The sequence below is a fragment of the Olleya sp. R77988 genome, from assembly GCF_044594215.1.
Taxonomy (GTDB): Bacteria; Bacteroidota; Bacteroidia; order Flavobacteriales; family Flavobacteriaceae; genus Olleya.
The window spans coordinates 1,718,895-1,735,455 of sequence record NZ_CP138988.1; the positions used below are offsets into that span (position 1 = coordinate 1,718,895).

A 16,561-nucleotide genomic window follows, 5' to 3' on the forward strand; every position below is an offset into this window, starting at 1 on the left:
TTTAATGATGAAATACACTTTTTAATGATTTTCTTTTAAAATGCTTGGCATTTTAGCTTTGAACTTTTTTAGCCTAGGAATTGATACATTTTTAATGTATGGATGATTTGGGTGAAGTTTTTCGTAGTCTTGATGGTAGTCTTCTCCTTTCCAGAATTTTTGAAATGGATATACTTCTGCAGCTATAGTTGTATTTAATTTTTTGGCTAAAGTTTTTATTTTAGTATCAATAATAGTTTTTTGATTGTCGTTTTGATAAAAAATAATTGAGCGATACTGTGATCCATGATCAGGACCTTGTCCATTGACTTGTGTTGGATTTTGCGATGCAAAATAGACATCAACTAAGGTTTTAAAACTAACTATTTCTGGATCATAAATAACTTCTACAGCTTCTGCATGACCTGTTTTACCAGTATTACTTTTTTCGTAAGTTGGATTTTCTGTGTGACCACCAGAATATCCATTAATAACTTCGTCAACACCTTTTACACTCTCATAAATTGCCTCTACACACCAAAAACAACCACTTGCAAAATAGGCTTTTGCTTTTCCGTCTTCCAAAGCAACGGTTATTGGTTCTGCAGTTTTAATAGCTTCTTGTTTAGGATTGGTTTGCGCTAGGTTATTGCAACTAAATAATAGTGATAATGCTATGATTGGAAATAGTTTTTTCATTTTTATGTTTTCTTTTTTTACTTAGACGTTTAAAGTTAGAAAACCTTAAGCAAAATAGGTGTAAATATTTCTTAAAAATTAATCTAATATTTAGTCACAAAAAAAGCCTTTACATTGTAAAGGCTTTTTTTAAATATATTAAAAAGGGCTTATGATAATTTTGAAAACATTTTAGCCATTTTTGCTTTTTGTTCTTCCGCTAGAGTTGCATCAACTAAGATACGTCCACTATGCTCATCAGTAATAATTTTTTTACGAGCAGCAATTTCCATTTGCACTTGTGGTGGAATAGTAAAGTATGATCCTCCAGATGCTCCTCTTTCAATTGGTACAACTGCTAAACCATTTTTTACGTTTACTCTTATACGATTGTAAGCTTTTACTAAACGCTCTTCGATTTTTTTCTTATAATCTTCAGATTTGGCTAATAAAGCTTCTTCTTCTTTTTCAGTTTCTTTTAAGATGGCATCTAATTCACTTTTCTTGTGTTTTAGGTGTGTCTCACGTTCTTTGTTATGCTCTTTAGTTTTAGCAATAACTTCTTTTTTCTGTTCTATTTGAGCTTTAAATTCTCTGATGTGTTTTTCAGCTAATTCAATTTCTAACTCTTGATATTCAACTTCTTTTGTTAAAGAATTGAATTCTCTGTTATTTCTAACATTTTTTTGTTGCTCAGAGTATTTTTTAATTAAAGCTTTAGATTCTTCAATTAAATTTTTCTTAGAAACGATATCTGCGTCTACAGAGCTTAAACTATCTTCTAGTTTTTCTAATCTAGTTTTTAATCCTGCAACTTCGTCTTCTAAATCGCTAACCTCTAAAGGTAATTCTCCTCTTACGCTTCTAATTTCGTCAATTCTTGAGTCTATTAATTGTAGGTCGTATAATGCTCTTAAACGATTTTCTACTGTTGCTTCTTTTGTCTTTGCCATGTTTTAAAAATACTTAACAGGATTGGTGTTTGTGTTTGATAAAATGAATGCAAAATTAGGAATTTTTTTTGTAAGTATTGCTACTAAACCGTTTTTTGTGAACTGTTCACTTTCATAATGTCCTATATCTGCTAAAAGAATGCTGTTTTCTGCTTGAAAAAAATCATGATATTTTAAATCTGAAGTCACAAAAACATCTGCTCCTGCTGCTTTTGCAGCGTTTATTGCAAAGCTTCCGGAACCACCTAATACTGCTACTTTTTTTATAATCTTATTTGTGAAATTTGAATGCCTAATATGAGAAACATTCATTTTATCTTTTAAATAGATTAAAAATTCGGTTTCGGATTGTGGTTGTTCTAATTCTGCAATCATTCCCATTCCAATATTTTGATTGGTGTTTTCTAAAGTTGTTATTTCATAAGCAACTTCTTCGTAAGAATGATTTTTAAAAAGTGTTTGTACAATCTTAGACTCTAAATGTTTTGCAAATGTGACGTTTATTTGCGTTTCTGCTTCAAAATGGGTTTCGCCTTTTGTGCCAATGGATGGGTTTGCTTTTGGATTTGGATTAAAAGAGCCTAATCCGTCTGTATTAAAGCTGCAATTTGTATAGTTGCCAATTTGACCTGCTCCAGCTTTAAATAATGCATTTCTTAGTGCTTCTGCTTCAGTTTTTGGAGCATAAGTGGTTAGTTTTTTTATGGTTTGTTTTTGCGGAATTAAAATGCGTTGATTTTTTAAGTTTAATTGATTGCATATCATTGCGTTTACACCATCAATATGATTGTCCAAAGCTGTGTGTATTGCATAAATAGCAATGTTGTTTTTGATAGCTTTTAATACTGTACGCTCTACATAGTTTTTTCCTGTAATACTTTTTAAGCCTTTAAAAATGATAGGATGAAAACTTAAAATAAAATTACAATTATTTGTTATTGCCTCATCAACCACAGTTTCCAAAGTGTCTAGTGTTACTAAAACACCAGTTACTTTTGTGTTTTTGTCTCCTACAAGTAATCCAACATTATCAAAATCTTCTGCATAATTTAGTGGAGCAATTTCTTGAATATGACTAATTAGGTCTTTAACCAACATACTTTTCTGTATTTAATTATTTAAAACAAATATAAAATATTTACTTTCGTTACTGTAAAAGTTGCATTAATTTCATCTTTGATGAGATGTAAATTACCTTAAAAAGAATCTATTTGTTTTAAATGAAATTATTACGTTATATTTTATTTCCTATTGTTCCAATATACTACATAGTTACGTGGATAAGAAACAAGATGTATGATAACGGATGGAAAGTTTCTAAAAGTTATGATTTTCCTGTTATTTGTGTAGGGAATTTAAGTACTGGTGGAACTGGAAAAACACCAATGGTGGAGTATTTAATCCGTCTTTTAAAAGAGGATGTAAAATTAGCAACACTTAGTAGAGGTTATGGTAGGAAAAGTGAAGGGTTTCAATTAGGGAATACAAATTCTGATGCTAAGGACTTGGGTGATGAGCCTTTTCAGTTTTATAATAAGTTTTCAGAAGATATTATTGTTGCTGTTGATGGTAATAGGCAAGAGGGAATTAGTAAGTTGCTTAATAATAATCCAAAACCTGAAGTAGTATTGTTAGATGATGCTTTTCAGCATAGAAAAGTTAAGGCTGGATTAAATATATTATTAACGACTTATAATAATCAATACACTAATGATTTTGTGTTACCTACAGGTAATTTACGCGAGCCTAAAAATGGAGCAAAGCGTGCTAATATAATTGTTGTGACTAAATGTCCAATAAATTTAAGTGCCTCTAAAAAGCAGCAAATACTATCTAAAATAAACCCTTTGTCTTACCAAAGTGTTTTTTTTAGTTCCATAAGTTATAGTACTATTGTGATTGCTGATAATAAAATAATTGAAATAGATAAGTTGCCAAATTTTAAGTTAGTTACTGGAATTGCAAATGCGAAGCCTTTAGTTGATTTTTTAAAAGATAAGAACTTAAATTTTGAACACTTAGAATTTAAAGATCATCATGATTTTAGCACTAAAGAAATTGAATACATCGCAAATAATAACTGTATTGTAACGACTGAAAAAGATTATATGCGTTTAAAAAATGAACCTTCTTTAAACGCTAAATTATATTATCTACCAATACAAGTTATGATTGATAAAGCAGAACAATTTGATGCTATTGTTAAGTCGTTTGCTCTACGTTAGAGGCATTGTTTTGATCAGAAAGCATTAAAGCGTTAAATAACTTTTTCTCAAAATCTTCTTGCTTAAATGGTTTAGGGATAATATCCGTAAAACCAGCTTCTTCAAACTCTTGCATTTTATCTTCTATTGTAACTGCTGTTAAAGCAAAAATGGTAAGTTCTTTATCGAAAGTTCTAATAATTTTAGTGGCTTCAATACCGCTAATTCCTGGCATGTGTATATCCATTAAAACAACATCATAATTTGTTGTTTTAACTTTGTCTACAGCTTCTTCACCATTATCAACAACATCGCAATATAGTTTCATTTTGTTAAGGATTTTTTTGGTAATCATTTGATTAATCTTATTATCCTCTACTACTAAAATTTTAATATTACTTAGTTCAAGTTCATCTACTTCATTAAAGTAGTTTGCTTTTTTCTCAACTATAATTTCATTACTTCTCTTCATTGGTATTTCAAAATAAAAAGTCGTTCCTTTTCCTAGTTTACTTTTCATATAGATTTTTCCTTTTAGGATATCTATTAAACCTTTTACAATAGATAGCCCAAGACCTGTACCACCATATTTTCTGTTAATTTGTATTGATCCTTGAGAGAAACTTTCAAACATGTTTTGCTGCTTCTCTTCACTAATACCAATACCATTATCTTCTACTTCAAAACGTAGTTCAAAATTATCTCCTGTCTGTTTTTGTTTAATTACTCTAACCCAAATATCTCCATCTTTAGTAAATTTAATAGAGTTACCAATTAGGTTAATTAGTATTTGAGATATTTTTAATTGATCTGCATTAAAGTTTGTAGGTAATGTGCTATCGTATTCTAAATGTAATTGAATATTATTGTCTAGAGCAGAATTGTTTAAAGCAGAAATTACGTTTTCAGCTTTCTTCTTTAAGTTAAATACTTCAGGTTCTATATCTACTTTATTCGCTTCAATTTTATTAATTTGAAGGATGTCATTTATAAAAGTTAATAGATAATCTCCAGAAAATTTTAATGATTTTAAATGCTGTACTTGTTCTGGTTTTGGGTTTTCTTCCAATAACATATTGGTTAATCCGGTTACTGCATAAAGAGGTGTTCTAAGCTCATGCGTTACAGTGGATAAAAAGTTAGCTTTGGTTTTTGTTGCCAATTCTGCTTTTTCCATTGCAATGGTTAATTCTGCGTTTTTTTTATGCAAAATATTATTAGATTTTAATCTAATATTATTGTTTTTATAAAGTGATAATGTAAGTAAAGATAAAATTGTAATTAATGCAATACTTAAAATTGTAGTTAGTTTTTCTAACCAAGTAGAACTAGCTTCTTTTTCTAAATCTGCTTCTTTTTCTTTTTGATATTCTATTGAATTACTATAAAGTTTGTCTAATCTTTTTTCTGGCGACAAAAAATTACGTTTGGCTTTTAATAGCGAATCATTAAGCTTAATGTGCTTGTTTAAATAATTGTTAGCTTCTTTATAATTTTCTTTTTTGTTATAAATCTCGCTTAAAGAGGCGTATGCGTTACTAATTACACCAGGATATTTGTTTTTTTGTGCAATATTAAGACCTTGCATTACATTGTTTTCTGCTTGATCTAAATTATCTAATTTTGCTTTAGTTTTTCCTAAGTTTATATAGGCACTACTTAAAATTTTATTGTTTTGGTAGCGTTTAGATAGGCTTAATGATGATTCGTATTCCCTAGCTGCATCTTCGTGTTTTTCTAATTCAGAATAGGCATCACCTTTATATAATATAGTTTCTGCTTCATAGTCGTGTAAGTCTTCTTTTTCAAATAAACTTTGTGCAGAGTTAAAATAATCTAATGCAGTATTGTATTCTTTTTTACTCATATATACATTACCCATTGTTTTATAGGTTTCGGCAATGTTTATATTGTCTTTAGCAAAACGCTGTTTTTCAACAGCTTTTACTAATGTTTTTATTGCTTCATTAGGTTCTTCAGCTATAAATTGAATTTTTCCAATTTTAGAATAAATTAGACCTATACTTTTATTATCGTTTATTTGATTTGCTAAATTAAGTGCTTCGTCTAAATCACTTTGTGCTTTATAAAACTCGTTAAAGTCTATGTTTTTTTGAGCTAAATTAATATTGTAATTAATTTTACCCTGAATGACTTCTTTTTCATTCTCAGACAGGTCTTGAGCTTGTAAGTTTACACTTATAAAGCATAGCGTTAAGCATGTGAAAAATTTTATAATTAGGGACTTCATCATTTTTATTTACAGTGACAAATATAAATATTTATCCGATAAAAGTCACTTTTTTTCCGACAAATTGAAAATAAGGTCGATTATTCTACTAGAATATCCTGTTTCATTATCGTACCAACCAATAATTTTTACCATGTTTCCAATGACAGATGTCATTTGAGAATCAAAAATACAAGAATGTGGATTTCCAACAATATCTATGGATACAATTGGGTCTTCTGTATACTCTAAAATACCTTTAAACTTTTCTTTAGAAGCTTTTAAAAAGGCATTATTTATAGTTTCGATAGAAACTGTTTTTTTTACATTAAAAGTAATATCTGTTAAGGAACCATTTGCTATAGGCACTCTAATACCACAACCACCAATAACATTTGATAGTTCAGGAAAAATTTTAGTTAATGCTTTAGCAGCACCTGTTGTAGTTGGAACAATGCTTTGTCCTGCAGCTCTTGCACGTCGTAAATCTCTGTGTGGCTGATCGTGTAAACTTTGGTCTGTAGTATAAGAATGTATTGTGGTAATATAGGCTTGATTTATACCGCAAAGCTCATTAATGATATCAATCATAGGAGCTGCATTGTTTGTGGTACAAGAGGCGTTAGAAATTATAGTTTCTGTTCCGTCAATTTTAGACTGGTTAACTCCTAGAACAATTGTTTTAATATCATCTTCTGTTGGTGGAACACTTAAAATAACACGCTTTGCGCCATTTTTTATATGAAATTTTAGATCTGTAGAAGTCTTAAACTTACCGGTTGCTTCTATAACAAAGTCAGGACCATAATTAGACCAATTACAATCTTTTGGATGATTAGAATTTAGTAAGGGAATCTTTGTATTATTTACAATAATAGTAGTTTTTTCTGAAGCTATAGTAGCAGGAAACACACCATGTATACTATCATATTTTAATAAATGACTTAATGTTTTAGCATCTGCTAAGTCATTAATAGCAACAACTTTTATGTATTTATTATCATGAAGTAGTCTAAAAACACGTCTTCCTATTCGACCAAAACCATTTATGGCTACAGTAATCATAATTAATTAATGTGTTTTTGTGCTTTGTATGAAGAGCGTACTAAAGCACTACTTTCTACATGTCTAAAACCAAGTTTTAAACCAATTTCTTCATATTCTTTAAATTGATCTGGTAGTATAAATTGTTTTACTGGTAAATGTTTTTTACTTGGCTGTAAGTATTGTCCAATAGTTACAACATCAACATCGTTATCTCTTAAATCATGAAGTGTTTGTATGACTTCCTCACGTTTTTCTCCTAAACCTAACATAATACCAGATTTTGTTCTGCGTTGTCCTTGTTGTTTTAAATATTTTAAAACACCTAAACTACGTTCGTATTTTGCTTGGATACGGACTTCTCTAGTTAGTCTTTTTACAGTTTCAATATTATGCGACACTACTTCTGGAGCAACATCAATGATACGATCTATATGCATTTCTACACCTTGAAAATCAGGGATTAGTGTTTCAAGTGTCGTTTCAGGGTTCATCCTTCTGACAGCTTTAACAGTTTCTGCCCACATAATACTTCCCATATCTTTTAAATCGTCACGATCCACACTTGTTAAAACAGCGTGTTTAATTCCCATGATTTTAATAGATCGTGCTACTTTTTCTGGCTCGTCCCAATCCACATCTTCTGGTCGACCTGTTTTTACACCACAAAATCCACAGGATCGTGTACAAACATTTCCTAAAATCATAAATGTAGCAGTTCCTTCTCCCCAACATTCTCCCATATTAGGGCAGCTTCCAGACGTACAAATCGTGTTTAATTTGTATTTATCAACAAGTCCTCTAAGTTCTGTGTATTTTTTACCAGTAGGTAATTTAACACGTAACCATTTTGGTTTTGGTTGTCTTTCTGACGGTAAGATTACAGATTTTATATCGTTGTTCATAAATAAAAATATCAGAACACAAAGATACGAAGTATTCTATAAAGTTGTTAAATACCACAAGCTAAAACCAATTACAAAAATAAGAGCTTATACTGTTAAAATAAGTTGTTAAAAATGAAAGGAGTATGCGTTATTTTTTCTGAATAATTTCTGCTAGTAGTTTTTTAGCACGAAGTAATTTTACTTTAATATTATTTATTGGTTCTTTTAACTCTTCAGAAATCTCCTTATAACTAAACTCTTGGAAGTATCTTAAGTTAATGACTTCTTGATAATGCGGTTTTAGTTTTTTGATATCTCGTAATAATTTGGCTAAATTTTGTTCTGTTATTAGCTTATCTTCAACTGATGGTGTTTCGTCTAAGACTTGATAAATTTTGTTATTCTCAATTTCAGAAGCAACTTGTTTTATAATATGTTTTTCTTTACGGATAATATCAATATGGATGTTTTTTGATATTGTAATTAGCCATGTGTTAAACGCATATTTACTATTGTAAGATTCAATTTTATCAAAAGCTCTAGAAAAGGTTTGAATGGTAATATCCTCAGCATCATTTTCGTTTTGTATACGTTTAAGCTGAAATCCATAAACTTTATCCCAATAATTGGTAAGCAAATAGTTAAACGCTTTTTGGTCGTTTTTTTTAGCTCTTTGTATGGCTTCTTCTATTTCCAATAATTAGGTTTTGAAATTTTATTGGTTATAAAGATACTAAATTGAAAGACAATCAATAAGATTTCTAAAAAAGGAAGTAGTAGAATTGTGTCTAACTCGTTAAGTTTTTTAGCAGAAAAACCTAAACTTAAAAACTGAATTATAAACCTTATAATTATTAAGCCTAAAACAAAAGGCCATAAAAATGTTGTGATTGCTAGTGTAACTCCTAGAATCCAAAATAAAACTTGTGAAATGTAAAAAGTAGCTAATAAAAATTGATGACTAAACTTGTAATGCTTAGCTGTAGATACATGTCTGCGTTTTTGTTTAAACCAATTTTTAAAGCTAGTTTTTGGGACTGAAGTTGTAAAGCTATTTTTTGTATAACAGAAGGTTGTGTTTTTTGATGTAGCCACTTGGTTAATAAATAAATCATCATCGCCAGATCGTATTTTCATGTGTTTTATAAATCCATTGGATTGATAAAACTCATCTCTGTGGTAAGCTAAATTACGACCAACTCCCATAAACGGAATCCCTATTTTTGCAAAAGAAAAATATTGGGTTGCTGTTAAAAGCGTTTCAAACCTAATAAGCTTATTTAATAAAGAGTTTTTTATTTTGTTATATGCACCATAACCTAAAACAATAGTTTGTTTTTGGTTAAAATGTGCACTCATTTCTTTAATCCACTGGTTTGATACTGGTTTGCAGTCTGCATCAGTAAATAATAAATGATTGTACTTAGCAGCTTTTATACCAAGTGTTAACGCATATTTTTTATTACCCCAAAATGCTTCATTATTTCTGACATTTACAATTTTTACGTTGTTATTTTTTAATGCAAACGCTTCAAAAAGATCTAAAGTATCATCATAAGAAGAGTCGTTAATTAAAACCACTTCAAAATCAGGATAATCTTGTTCTAAAATGTAGGGTAAAAAGATTTTAATGTTTTCTGCTTCATTTTTTGCGCAAATAATGACGGAAACAGGATTGTTTTTTGGAGTTGACTTATTGTGTTTAGAAAATGAAAAACTTCCAAAAAGGACACCATAGTATAATACTTGAATAATAACTACAGCTACAAAACTGTAGAATAATACCTCAAGTATTAACATGTGTTAAGAATGTTGAGGTTCGTTACAATTCTCAAACTGGTCTGGAGTTTTTCCACAAAAACCACAAGAATCACCTTCTGTATTTAACATTGGGTTTTGACTTGCGCATGTACCAGCAAATTTACCATCTTTTTTTGCCCATATTTTAATTGCAATTCCTGCAAAAGCAAAAGCTAAAAGACCTAAAGTAAGTAATAAAAGTTTCAAAATAAGTTGCTTTTTTTATTACTGCAAAGATACTAATTTTTGCAGAAAATGATATTCAATTTAAATAAATCAAAAAGAGTTTTATTTAATTTTTAACTATAAAAAGAGTATTTCAACGATATTATTAATCACATGTATGATAAATAGTGAATATCAATATCTTTTTTAATAATTTAATAGTCTAACTTTTAACTATTTAAAATTATGAAAAAATTATTTGCAGAGTTCTTTGGAACTTTTTGGTTGGTCTTTGGAGGTTGTGGAAGTGCAATTTTTGCTGCTGGCTATCCTGATTTAGGGATTGGATTTGTAGGTGTGTCTTTAGCATTTGGTTTAACAGTTTTGACTATGGCTTATGCTGTTGGACATATTTCTGGAGGACATTTTAATCCTGCAGTATCTTTAGGTCTTTGGGCTGGAGGAAAATTTTCTGCTAAGGAACTTCCAGGTTATATTGTTGCACAATTAGTTGGAGCAATTTTAGCTGCTGTTGCATTAATGTATATTGTGTCAGGTAAAGCTGGATTTACAGACGTTGGTGGTTTTGCAGCCAATGGTTATGGTGCTTTATCACCAGATAATTATTCAATGATTTCTGCTTTATTGGTCGAGTTTTTATTGACTCTTTTCTTTTTACTAATTATTTTAGGTAGTACAAATGCTAGAGCACCTAAAGGTTTTGCTCCAATTGCAATTGGTTTAGGTTTAACATTAATACACTTAATTAGTATTCCTATTACAAATACTTCTGTTAATCCTGCTAGATCTACTAGTCAGGCTTTATTTGCAGAAGGTGCTTATCTTGGACAATTATGGCTGTTTTGGGTTGCACCAATAGCAGGAGCTATTGTTGCAGGTTTAATACATAAAACCTTTTTTGATAAAGAATAACGTTATTTTAAATAAAAAAAAGCCTCACTTTTAAGTGAGGCTTTTTTTATGATTATATGTTTTTAAAGATTACTCGTTAAGTTTTAACGATATCTCTGCAACAGGAGTGTCTTTAGATCGTACTTGACTTCCTCCTTTAGGCTCTATAGATATGCTTAATCCTAAAGCATCTTGTGTATAAGGTATTTCTTGTAAGCGTCTATCTGCTTCGCTTAAAACACCTAGATTTACCATTTTATCTTGTAACTCTGCCCAAATCTGATAGACTTTATCATCTGGTAATTGAGGTAAAGAGATCACATCTATCATAGATTTTTTCTCTTTTGGATTAATATATGCTACAGTTTTTAAGTTTTTTGCTCTAGTATTTCCTTTTAAAACGTACTTTTCTGTTTCAGGATTATTAAGTTGTTTAAACTGTTCTAATAATTGATGTAAAGTATTATTGTTATCTGCTATATCACTTCTTAAATCAAAGATCTCATCTACAATTATCTGGTTTTCATCAGACAATTTATTATTTTGATTAAATAAATAAGCAGAGCTTCCTGCAAATAAAAGTGCAGCCAAACTAGCAGCTATTGCTAAACTGTACCATTTTTTTGTTCTTTTTGATTTTAAAGTAACAACAGGTTTTTCTTCTATAGTATTTAAAACATCTTCTAAAATAGACTGAGGTGCTTTTTCAGCATTAAGTTGTGCAGTAAACTCTAGTTTATTTTGAAGTACTTCATACGCTTTTTGTACTGCTGGATATTCAGCAATAAAATGTTCTGCTTCTAAGGTTTCAGAAGTAGTAGTTTGACCTATTAAATATTTATTTAATAAGCCAGAATTTAAAAATGTAGTTATTTTATCATTCATCATTTTTTACAATTAAGGGTTGTAAATTTTCTTCATTTCGCGTAGTGCAATTTTTAATCTTGATTTTATTGTACCTAACGGTATATCTAATTCTTCGCTTGCTTCTTGTTGGGTCATTCCTTCAAAATATAACGCGTTAATAACAACCTGATATTTTAAATCTAAGGACTTTAAATGCTTTTTAAGATCTAAAACATCCTCGTTTAAACTACTAGTTGTCAGTTTATATACGTTGGAGTCTTCTATTTGGATTTCTTTGTTTGACTTATTCTTAACAGAACGGATTTTATCTATTGCAGAGTTGTATGCAATACGATATAACCAGGTAAATAATTTAGCTTTATCTGGATTGTAACTTTTTCCTTTTTTCCAGACTTTAATTAAGGTTTCCTGAAGCACGTCTTGAGCTAAGTCATCATCCGAAATTACTTTTTTAATGACACCAAATAGTGCATCTGCATAATTTTCGTACAACAAGTTTATAGCCTGTGTGTCTCCATTTTTTAAATGTGTAACAATATGTTTTTCTATAGAAAATCCCAAGTTAGTTGTCGTAAGTTGTTAGTTTAACTTTTTTAAATTGAAGTTATTACATCTTGCTAAAAAATATTGACTTCAGCTTCAATTGAAATATTAAAGATACGATAAATAGTATTTTGTATCAATTTTGAAAGCTTTAAAATGTCTTTTCCTTTTGCATCATCATAATTTACTAAAACTAAAGCTTGTTTTTTGTGTACACCATAATTGCCAAAGGTTTTACCTTTAAAACCAGCAGTTTCAATTAGCCAACCAGCAGGCACTTTTATTTCGTTTTCAGAAACAATATAATGTGGTGCATCTGGAAAATTAATTTGTAAAGCTTTAAAGGCGTCTGTTGTAATTACTGGGTTTTTAAAAAAACTACCAGAATTACCAATCTCTTTTGGGTTTGGTAATTTGCTTTCGCGAATAGCAATTACTGCTTTTGATACTTCTTGTATTGTCGGATTGGTAATATTATTTTTTTCTAATTGCGCAGTAATGGCTCCATAATTAGTATGTAGCGTATGATTACTTGTGCTTAATTTAAAGGTTACACTTGTAATAATATATTTGCCTTTTGCCTTTTGTTTAAAGATAGAATTTCGGTAACCAAAATCACACTCTTCTTTTGTGAAATTTTCAATAACTAAAGTCTCTAAATTTAATGCAGCACAGGAGTAAAAGGTGTCTTTTAACTCCACTCCATAAGCTCCAATGTTTTGTATAGGACTTGTGCCAACATTTCCTGGAATTAATGATAAATTTTCTAAACCACCATAATTGTTTTTTAAAGTCCATTGTACAAAATCGTGCCAGTTTTCGCCTGCTTGACTTTCAATTAAAACATAATTATCTGTTTTAGAAACAATAGTTTTTCCTTTTAAGTCTAAATGAATTACAAGTGCGTTAACATCTTTGGTTAATAGCATATTACTACCACCACCAAGTATAAACTTGCTGGGATATTCTTTTGAAGAATAAATAGCTTTTAATTCTTCTACAGAATTAATAGACACAAAATGTTTTGCCTTTACATCAATACCAAAAGTATTGTATGGTTTTAAAGAAATGTTGTCTAGTATTTGCACTAATCTTTATATACTTTAAGCGCTTCTTTAATAATATTGACCGCTTTTTTTAAGCTATCAGTATTAAGTACGTACGCAATTCTTATTTGGTTTAACCCAACACCTGGAGTGCTATAAAAACCTGCAGCTGGAGCAACCATAACTGTTTCTCCGTTTACATCAAAGTCTTCCAATAACCATTGTGCAAAAGCATCACTGTTTTTTATTGGTAATTGCGCAATGCAATAAAAAGCGCCTTTTGGGTTGGCAACTTGTACACCTTCAATGGTGTTTAATTCTGCTATTAAAACGTTTCTTCTTTCTACATATTCATCAATCACTTCATCAAAATAGCTTTGAGGTGTATCTAAAGCAGCTTCACTAGCTATTTGTGCTAATGTTGGAGGACTTAATCTTGCTTGTGCAAATTTTAAAGCTGTACTAATTACTTCTTTGTTTTTTGACACTAAACAACCAATACGTGCACCACACATACTGTAACGTTTAGAAACAGAATCTATTACTATTGCATAATCATCTAAACCTTCTTCTTGTAAAATAGAGTAGTGTGTTGCACCATCATAAGCAAACTCACGATAGACTTCGTCTGCTATTAAAAACAAATCATGTTTTTTAACAATTGCAGCTAATTTTTTAATTTCTTCTTTAGAATATAAGTAACCTGTTGGATTACCTGGATTACAAATTAAAATAGCTTTTGTTTTGGGAGTAATTAGTTTTTCAAACTCTTCAATTGGAGGTAAAGCAAAGTTGTCTTCAATTTTAGAAATTACTGGAACAACCTTTACGCCAGAAGCAGTTGAAAATCCATTATAGTTAGCATAGAACGGTTCTGGTATAATTACTTCGTCATTAACATCCATAATACTTCCAAAAGCAAATAATAAAGCTTCACTACCACCAGTAGTAACAATAATATCGTTGTGTTTTACATGGATGTCGTTTTTAGCATAATATGCGGCAATTTTTTCGCGATAAGCTTCTGATCCTTCAGATCTAGTGTAAGCTAATATATCTAATCCATGCATCTTAACTGCGTCCAATGCAGCTTGAGGTGTTTTAATATCAGGTTGACCAATGTTAAGATGGTAAATTGTTTTTCCCATTTTATAGGCTTTTTCAGCAAATGGTACTAATTTTCTTATTGGAGACTGTGGCATTGATAGCCCTTTGTTAGATATTTTTGGCATGCTTTAATGATTAGAATACAAATTTGCGAAAATTATTATAAAATTGACTTAAAAATAGTTTTTAAAATACTAGAATGAAAACAAATTTGTAAATTGAAAAAGACATAATTTATTGAAGCATGAATGTTTTTACGTAAACTATATATAATTATTGTTGTTTTTTGTTGTTTTTCTGCAACTGCACAAAACCAATATATAATTGAAGATGATGAAAAATCTAATAAAATTAGATTTGAATTGGTTAATAACCTAATAATTATACCAGTTGAGGTTAATGGTTTGTCCTTAAAATTTGTTTTAGATACTGGAGTTAATAAACCAATTGTTTTTAATTTTTTAAAAGCTTCAGATTCTTTAAAGGTATTAAATGCTGAAAAAATCCAATTAAAAGGATTAGGAGATGGTAATTATATAGATGCACTTAGATCAAGTCATAATACTTTTAAAGTTGGTGATGCAGTCAATAATGATCAAGCCTTTTATGCCATTTTTGATTCTTCTTTAAATTTTGCTCCTATACTTGGTGTTACTATTGATGGTATTATTGGTTATGATTTATTTAAAGATTTTATTGTTGAAATAAATTATACCAGTAAATTTATTAGACTACATAATCCAGAAACTTATAATTACAAAAAGTGTAAAAAATGTGAATCCTTTAATTTAGAATTTGAAGGAAATAAGCCTTATTTAGAAGGAGAAGTTTCGATAAACTCTAATACTATTCCAGTTAAACTTTTGATAGATTCTGGTGGAAGTGATGCTTTATGGTTATTTGAAAATACTGAAAAAGGTTTAAAAATGAGTAAAAACTATTTTACAGATTTTTTAGGAGCAGGTTTAAATGGAAATGTATTTGGTAAACGAACAAAAATTGAAGCCTTTAATATTGGAAATTTTTCTTTTAAAAACCCAAAAGTAGCCTATCCAGACTCTATTACTGTAGCTTCTGTTAAAAAATTTAAAGATAGAGATGGAACCTTTGGAGGAGAGCTTTTAAAACGATTTAATAGTATTATAGATTATCCTAATTCCAAAATAACATTAAAGCCTAATAGCTTCTTTAAACGACCTTTTAGATATAATAGAAGTGGTTTGCAGGTGGTACATGATGGTGTTAGATTAGTTATGGAAATTGATGTAAAAGACAATGGTTTGACTAAAATTTCTGGTGATAATGGTAAATTAGTTAATGTGCAAAGTGTTATAAAAACTAATTATAAATATGATTTAAAACCTTATTATATAATTAATGAAGTAAGAATGGGCTCTCCAGGATATAATGCAGGTTTAAGAAAAGGAGATATTGTTAATACCATAAATGGTAAGGAAACTTATGATATGTCATTAAGCGAATTGGTTGGTTATTTTTATCAAAATGAAGGAGTGAAAATTAAATTAGTAGTTGATAGACTTGGCTTGGAAAGACGTTTTGAGTTTAAATTACAATCTCCAATAAAATAAAAAAGCCGAAACGTTAAGTTTCGGCTTTTTTATTTATAAGTGTAGAGTTTTTAACCCTTTTTTGTCTCCATCACACTTTTAGATTTTTTCTCTAAAACACTAGTTTTTGAAGGGTCAATAACTTCACCTTTAATCTTAAGTGATACAGTTGGTGTTGCTGCATTAGATAAAACAGTAATTGTTTTTCTAATAGGCATTACTCTTTTTGTGTCATACTTAACTTCAATTTCTCCAGTCATTCCTGGCATTATTGGAGCTTCTGGTTTTTTAGGGACAGTACATCCACAGCTAGAACTTACTTTAGAAATAATTAAAGGAGCATCTCCAGTATTTGTAAACTCAAAGGTTCTAATACCATTTGCGCCTTTTTCAATTGTTCCGTAGTCTATTGTTGTTGCTTTAAACTCAATTTTTGCAACTTTTTCTTGTGCGTTTACCGATAAACTAATTAGTCCGATAAATAATATTGTAAATAATTTTTTCATTGTATTTTGATTTTTAATGGTTTGTAAATTTAATTACTTTTTATTCCTCCTGCAAAGTTATTAGATGTAATG

17 protein-coding genes are annotated in these 16,561 nt (G+C 29.6%); 3 read left to right on the forward strand and 14 right to left on the reverse strand.

What is annotated here, in order from left to right:
* Positions 1–21 precede the first annotated feature (21 nt).
* The 3 genes from msrA to SJY17_RS07655 form a co-directional block, all read right to left on the reverse strand.
* Entirely contained in the window at positions 22–678 is a 657-nt protein-coding gene (gene msrA / locus SJY17_RS07645; protein ID WP_397361974.1) for a peptide-methionine (S)-S-oxide reductase MsrA, read from the reverse strand.
* A 149-nt stretch (positions 679–827) separates the two neighbouring features.
* Positions 828–1,610 carry a zinc ribbon domain-containing protein gene (locus SJY17_RS07650; RefSeq protein WP_397361975.1) on the reverse strand — a complete coding sequence of 261 codons (783 nt, stop codon included), beginning with the start codon at positions 1,608–1,610 and terminating at the stop codon, positions 828–830.
* 3 nt (positions 1,611–1,613) lie between these two features.
* The gene (locus SJY17_RS07655; protein WP_397361976.1) at positions 1,614–2,708 is read right to left on the reverse strand and encodes a Nif3-like dinuclear metal center hexameric protein; all 1,095 of its coding nucleotides are present in this window, start codon (positions 2,706–2,708) and stop codon (positions 1,614–1,616) included.
* A gap of 122 nt (positions 2,709–2,830) precedes the next feature.
* On the opposite strand from SJY17_RS07655, the gene lpxK reads away from it, so the two are divergent.
* Complete coding sequence (lpxK, locus tag SJY17_RS07660) at positions 2,831–3,835, forward strand: tetraacyldisaccharide 4'-kinase (RefSeq protein WP_397361977.1); 1,005 nt, start codon at positions 2,831–2,833, stop codon at positions 3,833–3,835.
* Here the strand turns inward: lpxK and SJY17_RS07665 are convergent.
* From SJY17_RS07665 to SJY17_RS07690, 6 genes are all read right to left on the reverse strand, one after another.
* Positions 3,813–6,068 (reverse strand): ATP-binding protein, encoded by a 2,256-nt coding sequence (locus tag SJY17_RS07665; RefSeq protein WP_397361978.1) that lies wholly within the window; start codon positions 6,066–6,068, stop codon positions 3,813–3,815. The two genes, lpxK and SJY17_RS07665, sit on opposite strands and share 23 nt — an antisense overlap.
* A gap of 42 nt (positions 6,069–6,110) precedes the next feature.
* A complete protein-coding gene (gene gap / locus SJY17_RS07670; protein ID WP_397361979.1) occupies positions 6,111–7,109 on the reverse strand; it encodes a type I glyceraldehyde-3-phosphate dehydrogenase in 999 nt (332 codons plus the stop codon).
* 2 nt (positions 7,110–7,111) lie between these two features.
* A complete protein-coding gene (gene lipA / locus SJY17_RS07675) occupies positions 7,112–7,993 on the reverse strand; it encodes a lipoyl synthase (protein WP_397361980.1) in 882 nt (293 codons plus the stop codon).
* A 130-nt stretch (positions 7,994–8,123) separates the two neighbouring features.
* Positions 8,124–8,672, reverse strand: coding sequence for an RNA polymerase sigma factor (locus SJY17_RS07680; RefSeq protein WP_397361981.1), 549 nt, complete (start codon positions 8,670–8,672; stop codon positions 8,124–8,126).
* Entirely contained in the window at positions 8,663–9,775 is a 1,113-nt protein-coding gene (locus SJY17_RS07685) for a glycosyltransferase (RefSeq protein ID WP_397361982.1), read from the reverse strand. Before SJY17_RS07685 ends, SJY17_RS07680 begins: the two co-directional genes overlap by 10 nt.
* A gap of 3 nt (positions 9,776–9,778) precedes the next feature.
* Positions 9,779–9,982, reverse strand: coding sequence for a membrane or secreted protein (locus SJY17_RS07690; RefSeq protein ID WP_397361983.1), 204 nt, complete (start codon positions 9,980–9,982; stop codon positions 9,779–9,781).
* 204 nt (positions 9,983–10,186) lie between these two features.
* Here SJY17_RS07690 and aqpZ point away from each other — a divergent pair, with 204 nt between their 5' ends.
* Positions 10,187–10,873, forward strand: coding sequence for an aquaporin Z (aqpZ, locus tag SJY17_RS07695; protein ID WP_397361984.1), 687 nt, complete (start codon positions 10,187–10,189; stop codon positions 10,871–10,873).
* Between the two features lie 69 nt (positions 10,874–10,942).
* Here the strand turns inward: aqpZ and SJY17_RS07700 are convergent, their stop codons facing one another.
* Genes SJY17_RS07700 through SJY17_RS07715 form a run of 4 tightly spaced genes read right to left on the reverse strand, consistent with a single transcriptional unit; the run spans position 10,943 to position 14,540 of the window.
* Positions 10,943–11,740, reverse strand: a complete 798-nt coding sequence (locus SJY17_RS07700; RefSeq protein ID WP_397361985.1) for an anti-sigma factor domain-containing protein — start codon at positions 11,738–11,740, stop codon at positions 10,943–10,945.
* Positions 11,741–11,749: 9 nt separating this feature from the next.
* Complete coding sequence (locus tag SJY17_RS07705) at positions 11,750–12,280, reverse strand: RNA polymerase sigma factor (RefSeq protein WP_397361986.1); 531 nt, start codon at positions 12,278–12,280, stop codon at positions 11,750–11,752.
* A 56-nt stretch (positions 12,281–12,336) separates the two neighbouring features.
* Complete coding sequence (murB, locus tag SJY17_RS07710) at positions 12,337–13,350, reverse strand: UDP-N-acetylmuramate dehydrogenase (protein WP_397361987.1); 1,014 nt, start codon at positions 13,348–13,350, stop codon at positions 12,337–12,339.
* The gene (locus SJY17_RS07715) at positions 13,350–14,540 is read right to left on the reverse strand and encodes a pyridoxal phosphate-dependent aminotransferase (RefSeq protein ID WP_397361988.1); all 1,191 of its coding nucleotides are present in this window, start codon (positions 14,538–14,540) and stop codon (positions 13,350–13,352) included. Before SJY17_RS07715 ends, murB begins: the two co-directional genes overlap by 1 nt.
* Positions 14,541–14,663: 123 nt before the next feature.
* On the opposite strand from SJY17_RS07715, the gene SJY17_RS07720 reads away from it, so the two are divergent.
* Positions 14,664–16,004, forward strand: a complete 1,341-nt coding sequence (locus SJY17_RS07720) for an aspartyl protease family protein (RefSeq protein WP_397361990.1) — start codon at positions 14,664–14,666, stop codon at positions 16,002–16,004.
* 50 nt (positions 16,005–16,054) lie between these two features.
* On the opposite strand, the gene SJY17_RS07725 is transcribed toward SJY17_RS07720, so the two are convergent.
* A complete protein-coding gene (locus SJY17_RS07725; RefSeq protein WP_397361991.1) occupies positions 16,055–16,489 on the reverse strand; it encodes a DUF1573 domain-containing protein in 435 nt (144 codons plus the stop codon).
* Positions 16,490–16,561 lie beyond the last annotated feature (72 nt).

Coding starts and splice junctions, on each gene's coding strand:
- msrA (WP_397361974.1), bottom strand. CDS start 678: ATGAAAAAACTATTTCCAATCATAGCATTATCACTATTATTTAGTTGC.
- SJY17_RS07650 (WP_397361975.1), bottom strand. CDS start 1,610: ATGGCAAAGACAAAAGAAGCAACAGTAGAAAATCGTTTAAGAGCATTA.
- SJY17_RS07655 (WP_397361976.1), bottom strand. CDS start 2,708: ATGTTGGTTAAAGACCTAATTAGTCATATTCAAGAAATTGCTCCACTA.
- lpxK (WP_397361977.1), top strand. CDS start 2,831: ATGAAATTATTACGTTATATTTTATTTCCTATTGTTCCAATATACTAC.
- SJY17_RS07665 (WP_397361978.1), bottom strand. CDS start 6,068: ATGATGAAGTCCCTAATTATAAAATTTTTCACATGCTTAACGCTATGC.
- gap (WP_397361979.1), bottom strand. CDS start 7,109: ATGATTACTGTAGCCATAAATGGTTTTGGTCGAATAGGAAGACGTGTT.
- lipA (WP_397361980.1), bottom strand. CDS start 7,993: ATGAACAACGATATAAAATCTGTAATCTTACCGTCAGAAAGACAACCA.
- SJY17_RS07685 (WP_397361982.1), bottom strand. CDS start 9,775: ATGTTAATACTTGAGGTATTATTCTACAGTTTTGTAGCTGTAGTTATT.
- aqpZ (WP_397361984.1), top strand. CDS start 10,187: ATGAAAAAATTATTTGCAGAGTTCTTTGGAACTTTTTGGTTGGTCTTT.
- SJY17_RS07700 (WP_397361985.1), bottom strand. CDS start 11,740: ATGATGAATGATAAAATAACTACATTTTTAAATTCTGGCTTATTAAAT.
- SJY17_RS07715 (WP_397361988.1), bottom strand. CDS start 14,540: ATGCCAAAAATATCTAACAAAGGGCTATCAATGCCACAGTCTCCAATA.
- SJY17_RS07720 (WP_397361990.1), top strand. CDS start 14,664: ATGTTTTTACGTAAACTATATATAATTATTGTTGTTTTTTGTTGTTTT.
- SJY17_RS07725 (WP_397361991.1), bottom strand. CDS start 16,489: ATGAAAAAATTATTTACAATATTATTTATCGGACTAATTAGTTTATCG.